Origin of the sequence: Rubinisphaera margarita (genome assembly GCF_022267515.1) — a bacterium.
GTDB classification, from domain to species: domain Bacteria; phylum Planctomycetota; class Planctomycetia; order Planctomycetales; family Planctomycetaceae; genus Rubinisphaera; species Rubinisphaera margarita.
The window spans coordinates 651935-666903 of the sequence record NZ_JAKFGB010000009.1; the positions used below are offsets into that span (position 1 = coordinate 651935).

Consider the following 14969-nt stretch of genomic DNA (forward strand, 5'->3'; position numbering starts at 1 on the left):
CTGAGGTCCAGGGCAGGACCTCAGCCTGTTGCATTTGGGAGAGAGAATCAGTTCGTGCTCAATCCGCCATCCAGAACGAACACCGAGCCGGTCGTCCAGCGAGCTTCGTCGGAGGCCAGATAGACCGCCAGATGCCCGACTTCCTCGGGCTCGCCGAGCCGCCCCATCGCGAACGCTTCGCTGACAAACTTTTCGTAAGCCGCCCGCCGTTCATCGGAAAAACCGGCGATCATGTTCTTCGTTAATGGGGTCCGCACGGTACCGGGGGCAATCGCATTCACTCGGACGCCAGTCGGCCCGAGTTCCAGAGCGAGTGCTTTGGTCAGCGAATTAATGCCGCCCTTTGTCATCGCATACACCGAAGCCGGCCGTCCCGGAATTAACCGATGAGCCGAGGTCGAAGAGATATTGATTACGTTCCCTCCCGCCTTCTGAAGCAGCGGAAGCAGAGCCTGCGTGAGCACATACGGCGTGAGGAGATTCAGTTGAACCTGGTCCTGAATCTCGGCGGGAGGGACATCGGCGAACGGGGTGAAGCGGGCCATGCCGGCGTTATTCACCAGAATATCGCAGCGCTCCCATGCCGATGTAATCTCCTCGGCGGCGATCTGAACCTGCACGGGATCGGTCAGGTCGGCTGCGATACTGCGGACCGTTCCGCCGGCAGTCGTGAGGAAGCGAGCTGTCTCCTCGAGTTTGTCCCGATTACGGGCAATGAGCCAGACTTCCGCACCTTCAGCCACGAAGGCGGCGGCGATCGCCAGTCCGATTCCGTCGCTGCCGCCCGTAATAACTGCCCGCTTCTGCTCAAGTCGACCGCGCTGCTGAGACATGCTGTCATCCTTTCGGTGCGTAAGGAACCGGAGTCAACTCCGGCGATGAAAACGCCCTCAGGACACGATATTCAGGCAGCGGTTCGCCAGCGGCATTAACCTTCGGCGATGTTGACGAACACCTTGAGTACACTCGAATCGGAAAGCAGCGGCAGAAGTTGTTCGTACTTCTCCATGCCATCGACAGGATGCGTCAGAATTCGCTCGAGCACACCCGGGTACATCGATGAGCCGAGGGCCAGATCGGCAATGCCCGACTGGAAGTGACGGAAGTTTCCGTTGACCGAACCGAGCAGCAGCTTGTTACCGAGCACCCACTCCAGGTTGATTTTGTCCGACTCGATTTCCGTGCTTCGCGATCCGCCGGTCACGCTGGTCAACACCAGGGCCCCGTTCAGATTCAGGACGTTCATGCACTGGAAGGCGATCATACTGTTCCCGGTCGCTTCGATGATCAGGTCGGGACGACCATGTTCGCGAGCGACATCGTGGAGACTCTGATTCTTGGTGCTGACATACCGAGCCCCGAAGCTCTCCGCGATCTCGGCTTTCAGGTTTCCTTCGGCCGGACTGCGAGCGATCGTACAGACATCGAGCCGACGAAGCTTGAGCATCATCGTAGCGAGCAGGCCGATCTGACCGGCTCCCATCACCCAGGCCGTTTTCGGTTCCCAGACCTGCAGACGTTGTTGAGCCGCGTAAGCCTGCTCGATGGCCTTGGCACAAACGCTGGCTGGTTCCGCGAGTACGCCGAGATTCTTCAGAGCCCCCGGGTACTTCACAATGAACTCGGCGTCGTCGACGAAGTACTCCGTCATGAAGCCGTGCAGCAGGTTGATGCCGCGTTCGAAGTACGTTTCCTCGCTCGTAATATCAGACCGACCGATGCGGTCGTAGATCGACTTGCCGGGACGGCGAACGGTGCAGGCGACGTAATCGCCCGGCTGCACGTGGGTGACAGAACTGCCGACTTCTTCGACGATGCCGAAGGCTTCATGACCGATCACGAGGTAATCGTCGCCGGCCGGCGCGGCTCCATAGAGGGCTTCGTTGATCTCCATGTCCGTGGCGTCGACGCCGACCTGGAGAACTTTCACGAGCACGCCGCGACCATTCGGAATATCCGAAATGCTGGGCTTATCGATGTCCCGCAGGTGCATAGTGTGCGCCTTACCGGGATGGACGGCGATCGCTTTCATGGGAGGAAACTCTCTGTTTTCACGCATCGGCTCGGGCGGAGCCGCTTCAGGCTGGTTCTGTGATTTCAAATCAAAACGGGTAGGCTATCATTAAAAAGTGAACGGACCAGAATACAGGAGCCACCGATTGTCGTCCAATGCACCCCTTGAGAAATTCCGTCCCGCTCCCGCCTCGCGCACCATGCAACTGGGAGATCTACGCATAACAGCCGTTTCCGGGGGAACGTACCGTCTGGATGGCGGCACTTTGTTCGGTGTCGTCCCGCGAAAGCTCTGGTCGAAGCACTTCGAGCCGGACGAGCGAAACACGATTCTGCAGGAAACGAACTGCATTCTCGTCGAAACAGGAACGGAACGGATTCTGATCGACACCGGTTACGGCTCCAAGCTGCCTGAGAAGTTCCGTTTTCATCATGCCATCGAGGATGGGAACGCCCTGGTGATGAACCTTGAGGCAGTAGGGGTTTCTCCGGAGGGGATCGACCGGGTCATTCTGTCGCATCTCCATTTTGACCATGCCGGAGGTGGAACGCGTCAGGCCGACGATGGGACGATCGTGGCGACCTTTCCTAACGCCGAATACGTGGTCAACCGCAGTGAGTGGGAAGCCGCCAGCAGTGATGCCGAAGAGCTGAAAGGCTCCTACTTCCGCGCCGACTTCGAGATCCTTCAGGAAACCGGACAACTGCGGCTCGTATCGGATGGCGACGAGATTGTTCCCGGCATCAGCGTCTGGCAGAGCGGGGGGCACACGCTCGGGCATCAGTCGATCCTGCTGGAAAGTGGCGACGAAGGAGCGGTTTATGCAGGAGATCTCTGTGCCACGGCCGCTCATTGTCCGATGGCGTGGTGCATGGCATACGACATGTATCAGCTGCAGACCCGGCAGAACAAGCTGAAGCTGATGGAGCTGATTCAGGATCGCGGCTGGTGGCTGCTGTTCGATCATGACCCGTACCAGTGGGGAGCGATTTCCCAGTCATGAGCGAACCACCGTCCGCCAGAACCAGAAGAAGAAAGCGGCTGCATCTGGCCCTGATCTTTGTCACTCTCTGCGTCCTGGCGATTCTGGTTCGATTTGCCATGACACCCCTACGCGAAACAGGAGTTGATGGGATGACGCTGAAACCTTGCCCGGAAACTCCGAACTGCGTTTCGACCCAGGCGACCCTCGATTCGCAGAAAATGGAGCCGATCCCGTTTGAAGGCTCTGTCGATGAGGCTCGACAACGGCTCAAAAGCATTCTGGAATCGTTGCCCCGTACAAAGATTGTCGAGGAACGGGACGACTATCTGCACGCCGAGGCTCGCAGTCTCGTCTTTCGGTTCGTGGATGATATCGAGTTCGTAATCGACGAAGCGGCTGGGGTCATTCATTTCCGATCCGCCGCCCGGCTCGGCACCTGGGACTTCAATGTGAACCGCAAGCGGATTGATGAGATCCGACAGAAGTTCGAGGCGGCTTCCTGAGGCTTTCCCTTGTTCCACCTCAGAGGGTGTCTAGAACGAACATGTGACGTCGTATCGTGTCTTTCGCACTCAGGAGAAGGTTCCATGTTCCGAAAACGTGTTCTCGCCAGTGTCTCGGCTGTTGTTGCTCTCGTGTTCGCTGCCGGGCTCGGACGGGCCGGTGACCAGATCCCTGAGGAGGTTCTCGAAGCCGCCGAGGTGCTCAAGCAGGCTCTGCAGGATCGTTCTCTGAAGAAATCTTCGACAATGGAGGACTGGAAGGAGGTTGCCCATCGGGCTGGCGAGATGTTGCCCGAGGACCATTACGGCGTCGCCATGCTGCGGGAGGCGGTTGAGCGGGCACAGCAACAGTCCACGGAAAGTGAGATGATCGAGCGAATGCGGCGGGAGCTGGAGTGGGCTCGCGAATCGCTGACGTTCGTCCCTGTGGTCGAAGGCGAGCTGCCGCAGGGCTTCCCTGAGATCACGCCGGTGAATGTCATCGAAGTGAAAACTTATCCTGGCTACCGAATTGCCAAAGCTGGTATGACCAATGGCCAGGACGGCACCTTCATGAGGCTTTTCGGCCACATCAAGCGGAACGAAATCGCGATGACGGTACCGGTTGAGATCAATTACGAGTCGACCGGGCCGGACGCGGATCAGGAATCAATGGCCTTCCTTTATCGAAAGCCGGAGATGGGCAGCACGGGAGCCGACCCCGCCGACGAGCGCGTGGAAGTGGTCGACGTGCCGGCCGGGAAGTTTGTGTCGATCGGCTGCCGGGGCACAGCCGGACGTAGCGAACTTGACTTCGCGGTCAAGCGGCTGGAGGAATGGCTGGAGACGCAAGGTGCGGAATATGAAGCAACTGGAGCGATGCGCACGATGGCTTACAACAGTCCATTCGTGTTGCCGTTCAACCGCTACTTTGAAGTCCAGATCCCTGTGAGACAGGTCGATAACGAAAGATGAGCCATTCGGCTGCAGCGGCGACTCGAGCCGCGTCTCCAGGAAGGGAACTGATAAGACCAGTCCAGCGAAATAATCGGTGCCGGGTGAATTGCGAGTTCTTTTTGCTTGTACATTTGGGTACGCAGATTTAGATTCAGTAAGTATCAAAAAATCGAATCATTCTGATTCTTTGGCGCGAATCGATTTTCACCTGTCGGTGTTTAAACGGGACACGAAGCGTCTTCGGTCCGTTTCATATCCTTTCTGGAGTGTGGTTCCATGGAATCGCGTTTTGCTCTGTTTTCGCGTCGTCATCCAACTTTCCGTTCCGCGTTCACTCTGATTGAGTTGCTCGTTGTCATCGCGATCATCGCGATTCTGGTCGCCCTGCTGCTGCCGGCCGTCCAGCAGGCCCGGGAAGCGGCCCGCCGTTCAAGCTGTAAAAACAATCTGAAGCAGATTGGTGTGGCTCTCCACAATTATCACGACACCCACTCGGTTTTTCCTCCGGGTCAGCTGCGCGGCTATCGATCCACTCCGACCGCCGGCGAGTACGGCAACGGGGCTGCCTGGAGCGCGATGCTGCTCCCCTTCCTGGAGCAGGGCACGATCTACGACGCCATGAACTGGCAGATCGGACTGTTTGAAGGAACGAACAAGACCCTGATCAACTCCCTGGCTCCCGTTCCGGTCTTCCTCTGCCCCAGCGATTCTGAGCGTCCGGTTAAAGGCTCGATCCATGCCAGTACGGCGACCAATTACGTTTCATCAGCTCCACGAATGAGCTATTTCGGTAGCTCGGGATCATTCAACAACTGGAGCGACAGTACGAGCACAAAACTGTCTGGTGGTTTCTTTACGATCGATCCGGCTCCCGCTTCCAACATGGCCTCGATTAAAGACGGAACCTCGAACACAATCGCCGTCGGCGAAGCTTCGGGATCAGTCTGGACGGGCGGCTCGTTCCTCGGCGTTCAGAACGGCACGCAGACAATCGGTGGCAGCGATAATGCCTGCTGTCAGGACTGGTTCCTGAAGATCGCCCTCTATCCAATCACCAATAAGGGGCCCGTGTCGACCTACGCATCGTGGCGTTTCGGGAGTGAGCACGATGGCGGTGCCCAGTTTGTGATGGCGGATGGTTCAGTTCGCTTTATCTCCGAGAACATTAATCACGTTCTTGAGAAGACCAACAACGATACGTCAACGGTAAAGCACGAAGCGATTCACGGCAGCGGCTGCCTCTGGCGGGCTGAGGCCAATTCGTGTGCGACGACACCTGGCGACTTTGATAACAAACCTGGCCTGGCCAATCACTTCGGTGTCTGGCAGCGGCTGCATCACAAGCGGGATGGTCTCGTAATCGGCGAATTTTAACGACAAGATTCAACGCGGACTGCTTTCAGGTCTCACCGATTCAGGTGGCATCCGGTTCGCGGCTCAATGGAATCATGACTTGGTCTGACGTTAACTCAAGACGGTCATCCGCACGACATGTCGTGGCCGATGACCGTCTTTCCTTTCTTTCCTGTTCATCGATCTGATCGTTCGCTCTCCGGGCAAGCGATCTTTTTTCGTTTCTGGCGGCGTGATTTCTCGCGTAGCCTTGCCCGATTCGGGCTTTGGAAATGTTCAACCTGTTTTCCTTCGAATGTGACTGCGCGAAAGAGAATTTCTCGCGTCTCTCACGCTTTCTGCTCTGGAACCTTCATAACCCGTAACAGCGCTTCTTCCCGTTCTCAGTTAAAGGAGATGCCATCGATCCATGCCAGGGCTGTTAGCCCGCCACCAGAACGCCCGGTCTGAGTGCGTTCTGTGTAACGAAAACCTGTCAGACGCAACAGTTTTATCGAATACATCTTGAAAGGGGCCCTCATGGTCACCAAACGTTGCGCATTTACATTGATCGAACTTCTCGTCGTCATCGCGATCATCGCCATTCTGGTTGCACTGCTTCTGCCCGCCGTTCAGCAGGCCCGGGAGGCGGCTCGTCGAAGCGCCTGTAAGAATAATCTGAAGCAGTTCGGCCTCGCCCTGCACAACTACCACGACACGCACTCAGTCTTTCCACCCGGACAAATTCGCGGCCGAAATTCGTCTGTTAACTTGGAGTACGGTAACGGATTCAGTTGGGGATCGATGCTTCTGCCTTATCTCGAGCAGGGTGCGATTTACGATCAGTTAAATTTCGAAATCGGCGTCTTTGAAGGAGCTAACAAGACATTGATTCAGAGTCTGGGGCCGATCGATGTAGCGCTTTGTCCAAGCGATACGGAGCGACCTCGACTGCGCAACATCCATGCTTCCACGACACCAAATTACGTATCATCGTTGCCGAATTTGAGCTATTTCGGGAGCTCGGGAGCATTCAACAACTGGAGTGACAGTACCAGTACTAAGCTCTCCGGGGGCTTCTTCACGATTGATCCGGCTGCGCCATCAACCATGGCATCCATTAAGGACGGCACTTCGAACACCATCGCCATCGGCGAAGCTTCCGGGGCGGTTTGGGGCGGAGGTTCATTCCTGGGAGTTCAGCACAATACCCAGACGATTCCGGGTGCGGATGTTGCGTGCTGCCAAGACTGGTTCCTGATTTACGCTCTGTACCCAATCACGAATCAGGCTCCGGCTCCATACGGAGCGAGCATTCGTTTCGGGAGCGAGCATGACGGAGGCGCTCAATTCCTGATGGCTGACGGCGGCGTTCGTTTCATCTCCGAGAACATCGATCACATTCTCGAGAAAACCGATCTGGACGCGAACCACAAAGCTGCCAACGGAGCCGGTTGCCTCTGGCGGACTGACAGTAACCAGTCCTGCGGTTCCGGGGGTACCGGACAGTTCGATAACAAAGCGGCTCTGTCGAGTCTGATGGGAGTCTGGCAACGGCTGCATCATAAACGGGATGGACTCGTGATCGGCGAATTCTAAACCCGATCAAGCATCCCTTCGAAAACTGTTATTTCTTGTTTTCTGAATCCGCAAGCACAGAAGGAGGAAAGAGCACAACGGGTTTTCTGGCCACGGGCCGGCGTGCAGAGCTGACTGAACGACAGTCGGCTCCGCACGCGTTTTCATTCATGTCGAACATCGCCACATATTTTCTGTTCATATCACGAAAGACACGAACATGATCCTGAGACGTCGAGCATTTACATTAATCGAGCTTCTCGTTGTTATCGCAATCATCGCCATTCTGGTGGCCCTCCTGTTGCCGGCTGTGCAACAGGCCCGCGAGGCCGCCCGCCGCAGCTCCTGCAAAAACAACCTGAAGCAGCTCGGGTTGGCACTGCACAACTATCACGACACTCACCGCGTCTTTCCGCCGGGACAGATCCGCGGTCGGATGACCAGTCCCACCCGGGAAATGGGGGGCGGTTTCAGTTGGGGCTGCATGCTGCTTCCCTACCTGGAGCAGGGGGCCATCTACGATCAGATGGACTTCACGATCGGAATCTTCGAAGGATCCAACAAGACTCTGATCCTTGGACTGGGGCCGATCGATGCTGTTCTTTGCCCGAGTGATACCGAGCGTCCCAAGCTGAGAAGCGTCCATGGAGGTTCAACGCCGAACTACATGTCGTCGTTGCCGAATACCAGCTACTTCGGATCATCCGGAGCCTTCAACAACTGGAGTGACAGCACGAACCCGCGGCTGTCTGGCGGGTTCTTTACCATCGATCCGGCTGCGCCATCAAAGATTGCGACGATTAAAGACGGAACTTCGAACACCATCGCCGTCGGAGAAGCTTCTGGGTCAGTGTGGGCTGGTGGGTCGTTCCTGGGACTTCAGCATAACACGCACTCGATCGGCGACTCCGATCCAGCCTGCTGCCAGGACTGGTACCTGAACTACGCGCTCTATCCGATCTCGAATAAGCTGCCGGTTCCTTATGGGGCGAATATTCGCTTCGGAAGCGAGCACGACGGTGGAGCCCAGTTCCTGATGGCCGACGGAGCCGTCCGCTTTATCTCCGAGAACGTGGATCACATTCTCGATACGACGGACGCCGACATGTGGCACAAACCAGCCAATGGAGCCGGATGTCTGTGGCGCAATGGGGCCGGCGGATGTGCGGACGGTTCCACCGGAGCCTTCCGGGACAAGGCGGCTCTCGCCAATCTGATGGGTGTCTGGCAGCGACTGACCCACAAGCGGGATGGTCTGGTGGTCGGCGAGTTCTAGCCGCTTATCGACAGCTGCCCTGGGTACGGGACACGACACCGAAATCTCTCTGAGAATGGGCGACTTCTGCATTGCGGAGGTCGCCCATTTCTCATTCCTGGCAACCGAAGTCCGGGGCCAGTTCCAGTTCGGCGCGTGACCGAAAAGCTGATCGATCCGTCGCCGCAAAGTCAGGTCCGGGCAGTATCTACGTGGGCGACCACGAAGGGATGAAGGGAGCTTGTGGACAGGTCGAAAATCTTTTTCGGCGGGGTCACAAATTCCTTGACAGAATGAATTGGCCACGGTGATAATCTGCATCGTTGATCGTTTGTGATTCCCTGCGATCGATTTCCCTTTCCCCTCGGAATCATTCTTCCTTTTCTTGTCAGGATCTATCGATGAAACGCCGTGGTTTTACCCTGATTGAGTTGCTCGTCGTGATCGCGATCATTGCGATCCTCGTCGCACTGCTGCTGCCGGCCGTTCAGCAGGCCCGTGAGGCGGCACGTCGTTCGAGTTGTAAGAACAACCTGAAACAGCTGGGACTGGCTCTGCACAACTACCATGACACCCATTCTGTCTTTCCTCCGGGACAGATTCGGGGATATCGTCCCCTGGCGAGTCCGGCCTATGAAGAGCATGGCAACGGGTTCAGCTGGGGAGCCATGCTGCTTCCGTTCCTGGAAGAGTCCGCCGTCTACGATGGACTTGATGCTGGACAGGGCATCTTTCTCGGCACCAATAAGACGTTCGTTCAGAATCTCAGTTTCTTCGACTTCGCGATTTGTCCCAGCGACGTCGATCGTCCCCGGTTGCGGGCTGCGAATACGTCGGGACAACCCGGTTATATGACGTCGCTTCCGAACACGAGTTACTTCGCTTCGACCGGTGCGTTCAACTACGCCGACAGTTCGAACGTGAAGTATTCGGGTGGAGTCTTTACGACCGATCCCGCCCCGGCTTCGACGATGGCGACTGTAAAGGATGGGACGTCGAACACGATTGCCATCGGAGAGAAGTGTGGTTCGGTCTGGGGGGGAGGATCGTTCCTCGGTTACAACCACTCGAGCATTGCCAAAGGGGGACAGGACTTCTGCAATGGTCCCGACTGGTATCTGGGCTATGCACGTTTTCCGCTGACGAACCAGTTCAACTCGACGCTGTATGCGGCCAGCACCCGATACGGTAGCGAACACGACGGCGGCGCGCAGTTTGTGATGGCGGATGGCTCCGTGAGATTCATCTCGGAAAACATTAACCACACTCTCGAGACCGAAGGTCACGCGACTGAAACAGCCGCCCGTGGAGCCGGTTGTCTCTGGACGAATAACCCGGGGGGATGTGCAGACGGGACCGGCGGCGCCTGGAACAATAAGACCGCCCTGGCGGGCTTTATGGGCATCTGGCAGCGTCTCCACCATAAGAATGATGGACTGACCATCGGCGAGTTCTAAAGGGAAGTGCTCGACGCCCTGAGCAGGATGTCCCGCACAGGACGCTGAAGCGATCCCTTTTTGATAAAGAGCGACTTCTGCATTCCGGAAGTCGCTCTTTTGTCATTTCTGGCGATTGGATGTCAGGATCCGACTGGGCGACCATGCTGGAGGGGACGGTTTTCCGGGCTGGTCAAAATTCTTTGTCTGCGAGGAGGCAAATTTCTTGACATTATGATTTGGCCGTGGTGATAATCCGCATCGTAGATCGGTCTTGATTCCGCCCGATCGATTGTCATTTCCCCCCGGAATCATCCTCCCTTTTCTCGCCAGGACGTATCGATGAAACGCCGCGGTTTTACCCTGATTGAGCTGCTTGTTGTGATTGCAATCATTGCGATCCTTGTTGCATTGCTGCTGCCGGCCGTCCAGCAGGCCCGGGAGGCGGCACGTCGCTCGAGTTGTAAGAACAACCTGAAACAGCTGGGACTGGCTCTGCACAACTACCACGACACGCATTCTGTGTTCCCCCCGGGACAGATTCGCGGCTTCTTCGATGTGCCGAACTCGACGACCGACCAGGAATTCGGCAACGGCTTCAGCTGGGGCGCGATGCTGCTTCCGTTCATGGAGCAGGGGCCGACCTACGATCAGCTCGATTTCTCGCTCGGCGTGTTCCAGGGAAACAACAAGACCGTCATCCAGAATTTGATCTCTCCTCCAGTTGTTATCTGCCCCAGCGATTCCGATCGTAGCCCGCGTCGTGCCTTTCACACCAACGGCAACCTGAACTACATGTCGTCGGTGCCGAGCACGAGCTACTATGGGTCGACCGGACCGTTCAACTGGAGTGATGGCACGAACATGCGGACCTCGGGCGGATTCTTCACCATCGATCCCGCGCCCGCTTCGACAATGGCCTCGATCAAAGACGGAACGTCCAACACGATCGCTGTGGGTGAGAAAGCTGGTTCCGTCTGGAACGGCGGTTCGTTCCTGGGAGCAAACAGTTCTGCTCAGGTCCAGGGTGGTTCGGACTTCGCGAGCAGCCAGGATCATTACCTGAACTACGCCCGCTATCCGATTCAGAACACCCCGGTCTCCGTTTACACCAACATCCGGTTCGGCAGCGAGCATGATGGCGGCGCTCAGTTCCTGATGGCGGATGGTTCCGTCCGGTTCATCTCCGAGAACATCGAGCACATTCTGGAAAAGACCGGCGCCGACACCTCCGTCCCGCCGCACAACGCCGCGCTCAAAGCAGGCTGCCTGTTCCGCAACGAAGCCAATTCGTGCGGCGACAGCCCGGGATTCTTCTCGAACAAAACGGCTCTGGCTGGCGTGATGGGGCTCTGGCAGCGACTTCACCACAAGAATGACGGCCTCGTCATCGGCGAGTTCTAGACCGGAATCCCTCCTCTCGGGGGAGCAGTTCTAAGTTCCGCCCGTGCGTCCACTTCCGACAAAAAAAGCCCGTTGCACCGGCAGCGGGCTTTTCTATTGATTCCGCCCTGCTTTTTCAGTCGATACGATGCGAAGAGGCACCCGCTGCGCCAGCAATTCGTCCGCGTCGTTCGTAGCAGGTGTATTCGCCCGCCTGATAGTGCCGGCGAACCACACTACCGATGAAGCCTCCCGCCCTCGGATCGGGTCTGCATGATTAAGGTCAATCACCTCTCCAAGCATTTCGAAGACCTCCGCAAAGGGCGGGTGTACGCGCTGGAGGATGTCTCGTTCGAAGTCCGCCCCGGCGAAATTTACGGTCTGCTGGGCCCCAATGGAGCCGGGAAGACGACCTGTCTGCGGATTCTCAGCACGGTCCTGAAACCTTCGGCTGGGGAGGCGATTGTGGCCGGGTTCGATGTCGCCCATCATCCGGCCGAAGTCCGTCAGAACATTGGGTTTATGTCGGGTAATACCGGCATTTACGACCGCATGACCGGCTGGGAGCTGGTGGAGTATTTCGGCCGCCTTTATGGTCTGCCGGAAGATCTGCTCCAGCATCGGCTTCACGAAGTCTTCCAGACTTTGAAGATGGAAGACGTTCGGGACGTCCTCGGATCGAAGATGTCGACGGGAATGAAACAGAAGGTGTCGATTGCCCGGACGATTGTACACGATCCGCCGGTGCTGATTTTCGACGAGCCAACGTCAGGACTTGATGTGCTGGTGGCGCGGGCTCTGCTCGAAGCCATCGATGCCCTCCGGTCCAAGGGGAAATCGATCATCTTTTCAACGCATATCATGCGGGAAGTCGAAAAACTGTGTGATCGCGTGGCCATCATTCATAAAGGACAGATTCTGGCGTCGGGAACGATCGAAGAGCTCTCGACTCGATACGACGAGCCGGAAATGGAAGAGCTGTTCTTCGATCTGATTCGGCAGGCGGATCAGGACGCCTTGGAACTCGAATAGCGAGCTGACATTTTTCGCGGGTCGGGCATCGATTACAATGAGAGCTCCGGCAACAGGCACAGGACCAGGGACGAGACGGGTACGGGAACCGGATGACGTGGCGTAACATACGATTGATCTTCTTCCGGGAAGTTGCCGACCAGCTTCGTGATCGACGCACGCTGTTCATGGTGGTCATCCTGCCGCTGTTGCTTTACCCGGCCATGGGCATCGGAATGATGCAGATGACGCTGCTCTTCTCGGAGCAGCCACGAACCGTGGTCATCCTTGGAGCCGAATCCCTGCCGAGTCCGCCGCTGTTGTCGCAGGATGGCAGCCGCATTCTGGACCATTGGTTCGTTGCCGAAGGAGACTCGCAAACCCTGCAGGTCGTCTCGGATTTGCCCAACGATGAAGAGGCTTCACCGCGAACTCCCACGGAGCAGGAAGCGCTTCAGCTGGCCCGGGAGATTCGGTTGAGGCTCGATGAACTCAAGCGGTTGCGGGATGGGGTCAAGTCACTGGCCGAGAGTGACCCGGAGATGGTCGCGATGAAGCAGGGGCAGATCGAGTCGCTGCTCGAGGAGATCGCCGAGTACTTTGCCCGTGCGAATATCCAGGTGCTGATCGTCATTCCCAAAGGCTTCGATGAATATATCCGCCGTGAAAATCAACGGCTCGCCGCTCGCGAGCCGAACCTGGACAATGAACTTCGTCTCCAGCCGACCATCATCCGCAACTCGGCGAACGAGAAGTCGCTGATCGCCTACGGGCGGGTCCGCGAGGCGTTTGACAGCTGGGAACAGGCGGTGTTGAGCGAACGGCTCGCCATGGCCGATCTCCCCGCGGATCTGACACAGCCGATCAACGCCGAGCGGGTCGATCTGGCCAAGGGCGAGGAACTGGCCGCGAATGTCTGGAGTAAACTGTTTCCGGCCATGCTGGTGATCATGGCGATGACCGGCGCCTTTTACCCAGCCGTCGACCTGGGAGCAGGCGAGAAAGAACGCGGCACGATGGAAACGCTGCTGATCTGCCCAGCACTCCGGAGCGAGATCGTGGTTGGGAAGTTCCTCACCGTGCTGCTGTTCAGCCTGATTACCGCTCTGCTCAATCTGGTGAGTATGGGCGTGACCGGTCTGCATGTGTTGAATACCGCTGGCGGCGGGGAACTCTCCGCAGTGGGCGATGTGGCCATTCCGGGACTCGATGTCCTGGTCTGGGTTGGCATCCTGGCGATTCCCCTGGCAGCTTTGTTCGCCTCGCTCAGTCTTGCCTTCGCTCTGTTCGCCAAGAGTACGAAAGAAGGGCAGTATTACCTCACGCCGCTGCTTACCGTTACGATGGGCCTGACGGTGTTCTGCCTGTCTCCAGCCGTGGAGCTGACACCGTTCTACAGTCTGATTCCGGTGATGGGCCCGGCGTTGTTGCTCAAGGGGATGCTGCTAACCTCGAATTCCCAGCCGGGACTGATGTGGTACGTGATCCCCGTGCTCGTCAGCAGCTTCGCCTACAGCGGACTGGCGCTCGCCTGGGCGATCGATCAGTTCCAGCGCGAGGAAGTCCTGTTCCGGGAAGCCGAGCGGTTCAACGTGCGGCTGTGGATTCGACACCTGCTGCGGGATAAGGAATCGATCCCCAGTTTCTCCGAAGCGATCTTCTGCTTCGTGATGATCATGCTGCTGCAGTTCGCGCTGCTCAAGACGTTTGGCAGTGCGCTGCAGAATGCGCCGGAAGGCCAGGAAAGCTGGACGATGCTTCGGCTGCTGGTCGTGCAGCAGTTGGTGATTATCGCCTGTCCGGCATTGTTCATGGGAATCCTGCTGACGAACAACCCGCTGTTTACCTTCCAGCTGCGCCTGCCCAGGGCGAAATACCTGTTGCTTGGCCTGCTGCTACCGCTGCTTTTGCATCCGGTCGTTGTCGAACTGGCCATGCGACTGGCGTGGTTCTTCCCTTCGCTGCCGCCTCATGCCCAGGCCGCGCTGGCAACGATGTCGGATGGCAGTGTTCCGTGGATCTGGCTGATTCTGGCCTTCGCCGTGGCTCCCGCCATCTGTGAAGAACTCGCGTTTCGTGGATTCATTCTCTCAGGATTCCGTCACTCCGGGCGGCACGGGCTCGCGATTACGCTTTCCGGGATTTTGTTCGGCGTGATGCACATGATTCCCCAGCAGGTGTTCAACGCCTCGCTTCTCGGCGTTCTTCTGGGCCTGCTGGCAATCAAGAGTGGCAGCATTATTCCATGCATGCTGTTCCATCTGGTGAATAACGCGATGGGGGTGCTGCACGGGAATTTGGGAGCGATTCGGGAGCAGAACGACTGGGTCGGTCATTGGACGCAGCAGTTGACGGTGACTTCCGAACTCGGGACGACCTATCGCCTTTCGGTTGTCCTGATCGCGGGACTGCTCGGCGGTCTGTTGATCGCCTGGCTCATCAAACAGCGAACGATCCCGCTGCCCGTCCAGGGACCGCAGAGCGCCGAGTCATAAGCCGCGGCATCCGCCTCTCGTCACTTTGTACTGCGGGAGGC

General features: G+C 57.4%; 12 protein-coding genes. 10 read left to right on the forward strand and 2 right to left on the reverse strand.

Going from position 1 to position 14969, the window contains the following annotated elements; translation table 11 throughout:
* Positions 1 to 47: 47 nt before the first annotated feature.
* Both L1A08_RS05875 and L1A08_RS05880 read right to left on the reverse strand, forming a co-directional pair.
* On the reverse strand, positions 48 to 833 hold the full coding sequence (locus L1A08_RS05875; protein WP_238755271.1) for an SDR family NAD(P)-dependent oxidoreductase: 786 nt from the start codon (positions 831 to 833) through the stop codon (positions 48 to 50).
* Positions 834 to 928: 95 nt separating this feature from the next.
* Positions 929 to 2032 (reverse strand): glucose 1-dehydrogenase, encoded by a 1104-nt coding sequence (locus tag L1A08_RS05880; protein WP_238755273.1) that lies wholly within the window; start codon positions 2030 to 2032, stop codon positions 929 to 931.
* A 127-nt stretch (positions 2033 to 2159) separates the two neighbouring features.
* On the opposite strand from L1A08_RS05880, the gene L1A08_RS05885 reads away from it, so the two are divergent.
* The 10 genes from L1A08_RS05885 to L1A08_RS05930 all read left to right on the forward strand — a co-directional run bounded on the left by L1A08_RS05885 (position 2160) and on the right by L1A08_RS05930 (position 14928).
* Complete coding sequence (locus L1A08_RS05885) at positions 2160 to 3017, forward strand: MBL fold metallo-hydrolase (RefSeq protein ID WP_238755275.1); 858 nt, start codon at positions 2160 to 2162, stop codon at positions 3015 to 3017.
* Between the two features lie 131 nt (positions 3018 to 3148).
* On the forward strand, positions 3149 to 3502 hold the full coding sequence (locus tag L1A08_RS05890; protein ID WP_238755277.1) for a DUF1499 domain-containing protein: 354 nt from the start codon (positions 3149 to 3151) through the stop codon (positions 3500 to 3502).
* Between the two features lie 84 nt (positions 3503 to 3586).
* The gene (locus L1A08_RS05895; protein ID WP_238755278.1) at positions 3587 to 4456 is read left to right on the forward strand and encodes a heme-binding protein; all 870 of its coding nucleotides are present in this window, start codon (positions 3587 to 3589) and stop codon (positions 4454 to 4456) included.
* A 258-nt stretch (positions 4457 to 4714) separates the two neighbouring features.
* Positions 4715 to 5812, forward strand: coding sequence for a DUF1559 domain-containing protein (locus L1A08_RS05900; protein WP_238755280.1), 1098 nt, complete (start codon positions 4715 to 4717; stop codon positions 5810 to 5812).
* A gap of 498 nt (positions 5813 to 6310) precedes the next feature.
* On the forward strand, positions 6311 to 7369 hold the full coding sequence (locus tag L1A08_RS05905) for a DUF1559 domain-containing protein (protein ID WP_238755282.1): 1059 nt from the start codon (positions 6311 to 6313) through the stop codon (positions 7367 to 7369).
* 199 nt (positions 7370 to 7568) lie between these two features.
* Complete coding sequence (locus L1A08_RS05910; protein WP_238755284.1) at positions 7569 to 8624, forward strand: DUF1559 domain-containing protein; 1056 nt, start codon at positions 7569 to 7571, stop codon at positions 8622 to 8624.
* Between the two features lie 380 nt (positions 8625 to 9004).
* Positions 9005 to 10060: a DUF1559 domain-containing protein gene (locus L1A08_RS05915; protein ID WP_238755286.1), complete on the forward strand. Its 1056-nt coding sequence runs from the start codon at positions 9005 to 9007 to the stop codon at positions 10058 to 10060.
* 321 nt (positions 10061 to 10381) lie between these two features.
* Positions 10382 to 11443, forward strand: a complete 1062-nt coding sequence (locus tag L1A08_RS05920; RefSeq protein WP_238755288.1) for a DUF1559 domain-containing protein — start codon at positions 10382 to 10384, stop codon at positions 11441 to 11443.
* Positions 11444 to 11695: 252 nt separating this feature from the next.
* Positions 11696 to 12454, forward strand: a complete 759-nt coding sequence (locus L1A08_RS05925) for an ATP-binding cassette domain-containing protein (protein WP_238755290.1) — start codon at positions 11696 to 11698, stop codon at positions 12452 to 12454.
* A 92-nt stretch (positions 12455 to 12546) separates the two neighbouring features.
* The gene (locus L1A08_RS05930) at positions 12547 to 14928 is read left to right on the forward strand and encodes an ABC transporter permease subunit/CPBP intramembrane protease (protein WP_238755292.1); all 2382 of its coding nucleotides are present in this window, start codon (positions 12547 to 12549) and stop codon (positions 14926 to 14928) included.
* Positions 14929 to 14969 lie beyond the last annotated feature (41 nt).

Excerpts from the sequence above, each read along its gene's own strand:
- L1A08_RS05880 (WP_238755273.1), bottom strand. The coding sequence starts at position 2,032 with ATGAAAGCGATCGCCGTCCATCCCGGTAAGGCGCACACTATGCACCTG.
- L1A08_RS05915 (WP_238755286.1), top strand. The coding sequence starts at position 9,005 with ATGAAACGCCGTGGTTTTACCCTGATTGAGTTGCTCGTCGTGATCGCG.
- L1A08_RS05900 (WP_238755280.1), top strand. The coding sequence starts at position 4,715 with ATGGAATCGCGTTTTGCTCTGTTTTCGCGTCGTCATCCAACTTTCCGT.
- L1A08_RS05930 (WP_238755292.1), top strand. The coding sequence starts at position 12,547 with ATGACGTGGCGTAACATACGATTGATCTTCTTCCGGGAAGTTGCCGAC.
- L1A08_RS05875 (WP_238755271.1), bottom strand. The coding sequence starts at position 833 with ATGTCTCAGCAGCGCGGTCGACTTGAGCAGAAGCGGGCAGTTATTACG.
- L1A08_RS05895 (WP_238755278.1), top strand. The coding sequence starts at position 3,587 with ATGTTCCGAAAACGTGTTCTCGCCAGTGTCTCGGCTGTTGTTGCTCTC.
- L1A08_RS05910 (WP_238755284.1), top strand. The coding sequence starts at position 7,569 with ATGATCCTGAGACGTCGAGCATTTACATTAATCGAGCTTCTCGTTGTT.
- L1A08_RS05920 (WP_238755288.1), top strand. The coding sequence starts at position 10,382 with ATGAAACGCCGCGGTTTTACCCTGATTGAGCTGCTTGTTGTGATTGCA.
- L1A08_RS05925 (WP_238755290.1), top strand. The coding sequence starts at position 11,696 with ATGATTAAGGTCAATCACCTCTCCAAGCATTTCGAAGACCTCCGCAAA.
- L1A08_RS05890 (WP_238755277.1), top strand. The coding sequence starts at position 3,149 with ATGACGCTGAAACCTTGCCCGGAAACTCCGAACTGCGTTTCGACCCAG.
- L1A08_RS05905 (WP_238755282.1), top strand. The coding sequence starts at position 6,311 with ATGGTCACCAAACGTTGCGCATTTACATTGATCGAACTTCTCGTCGTC.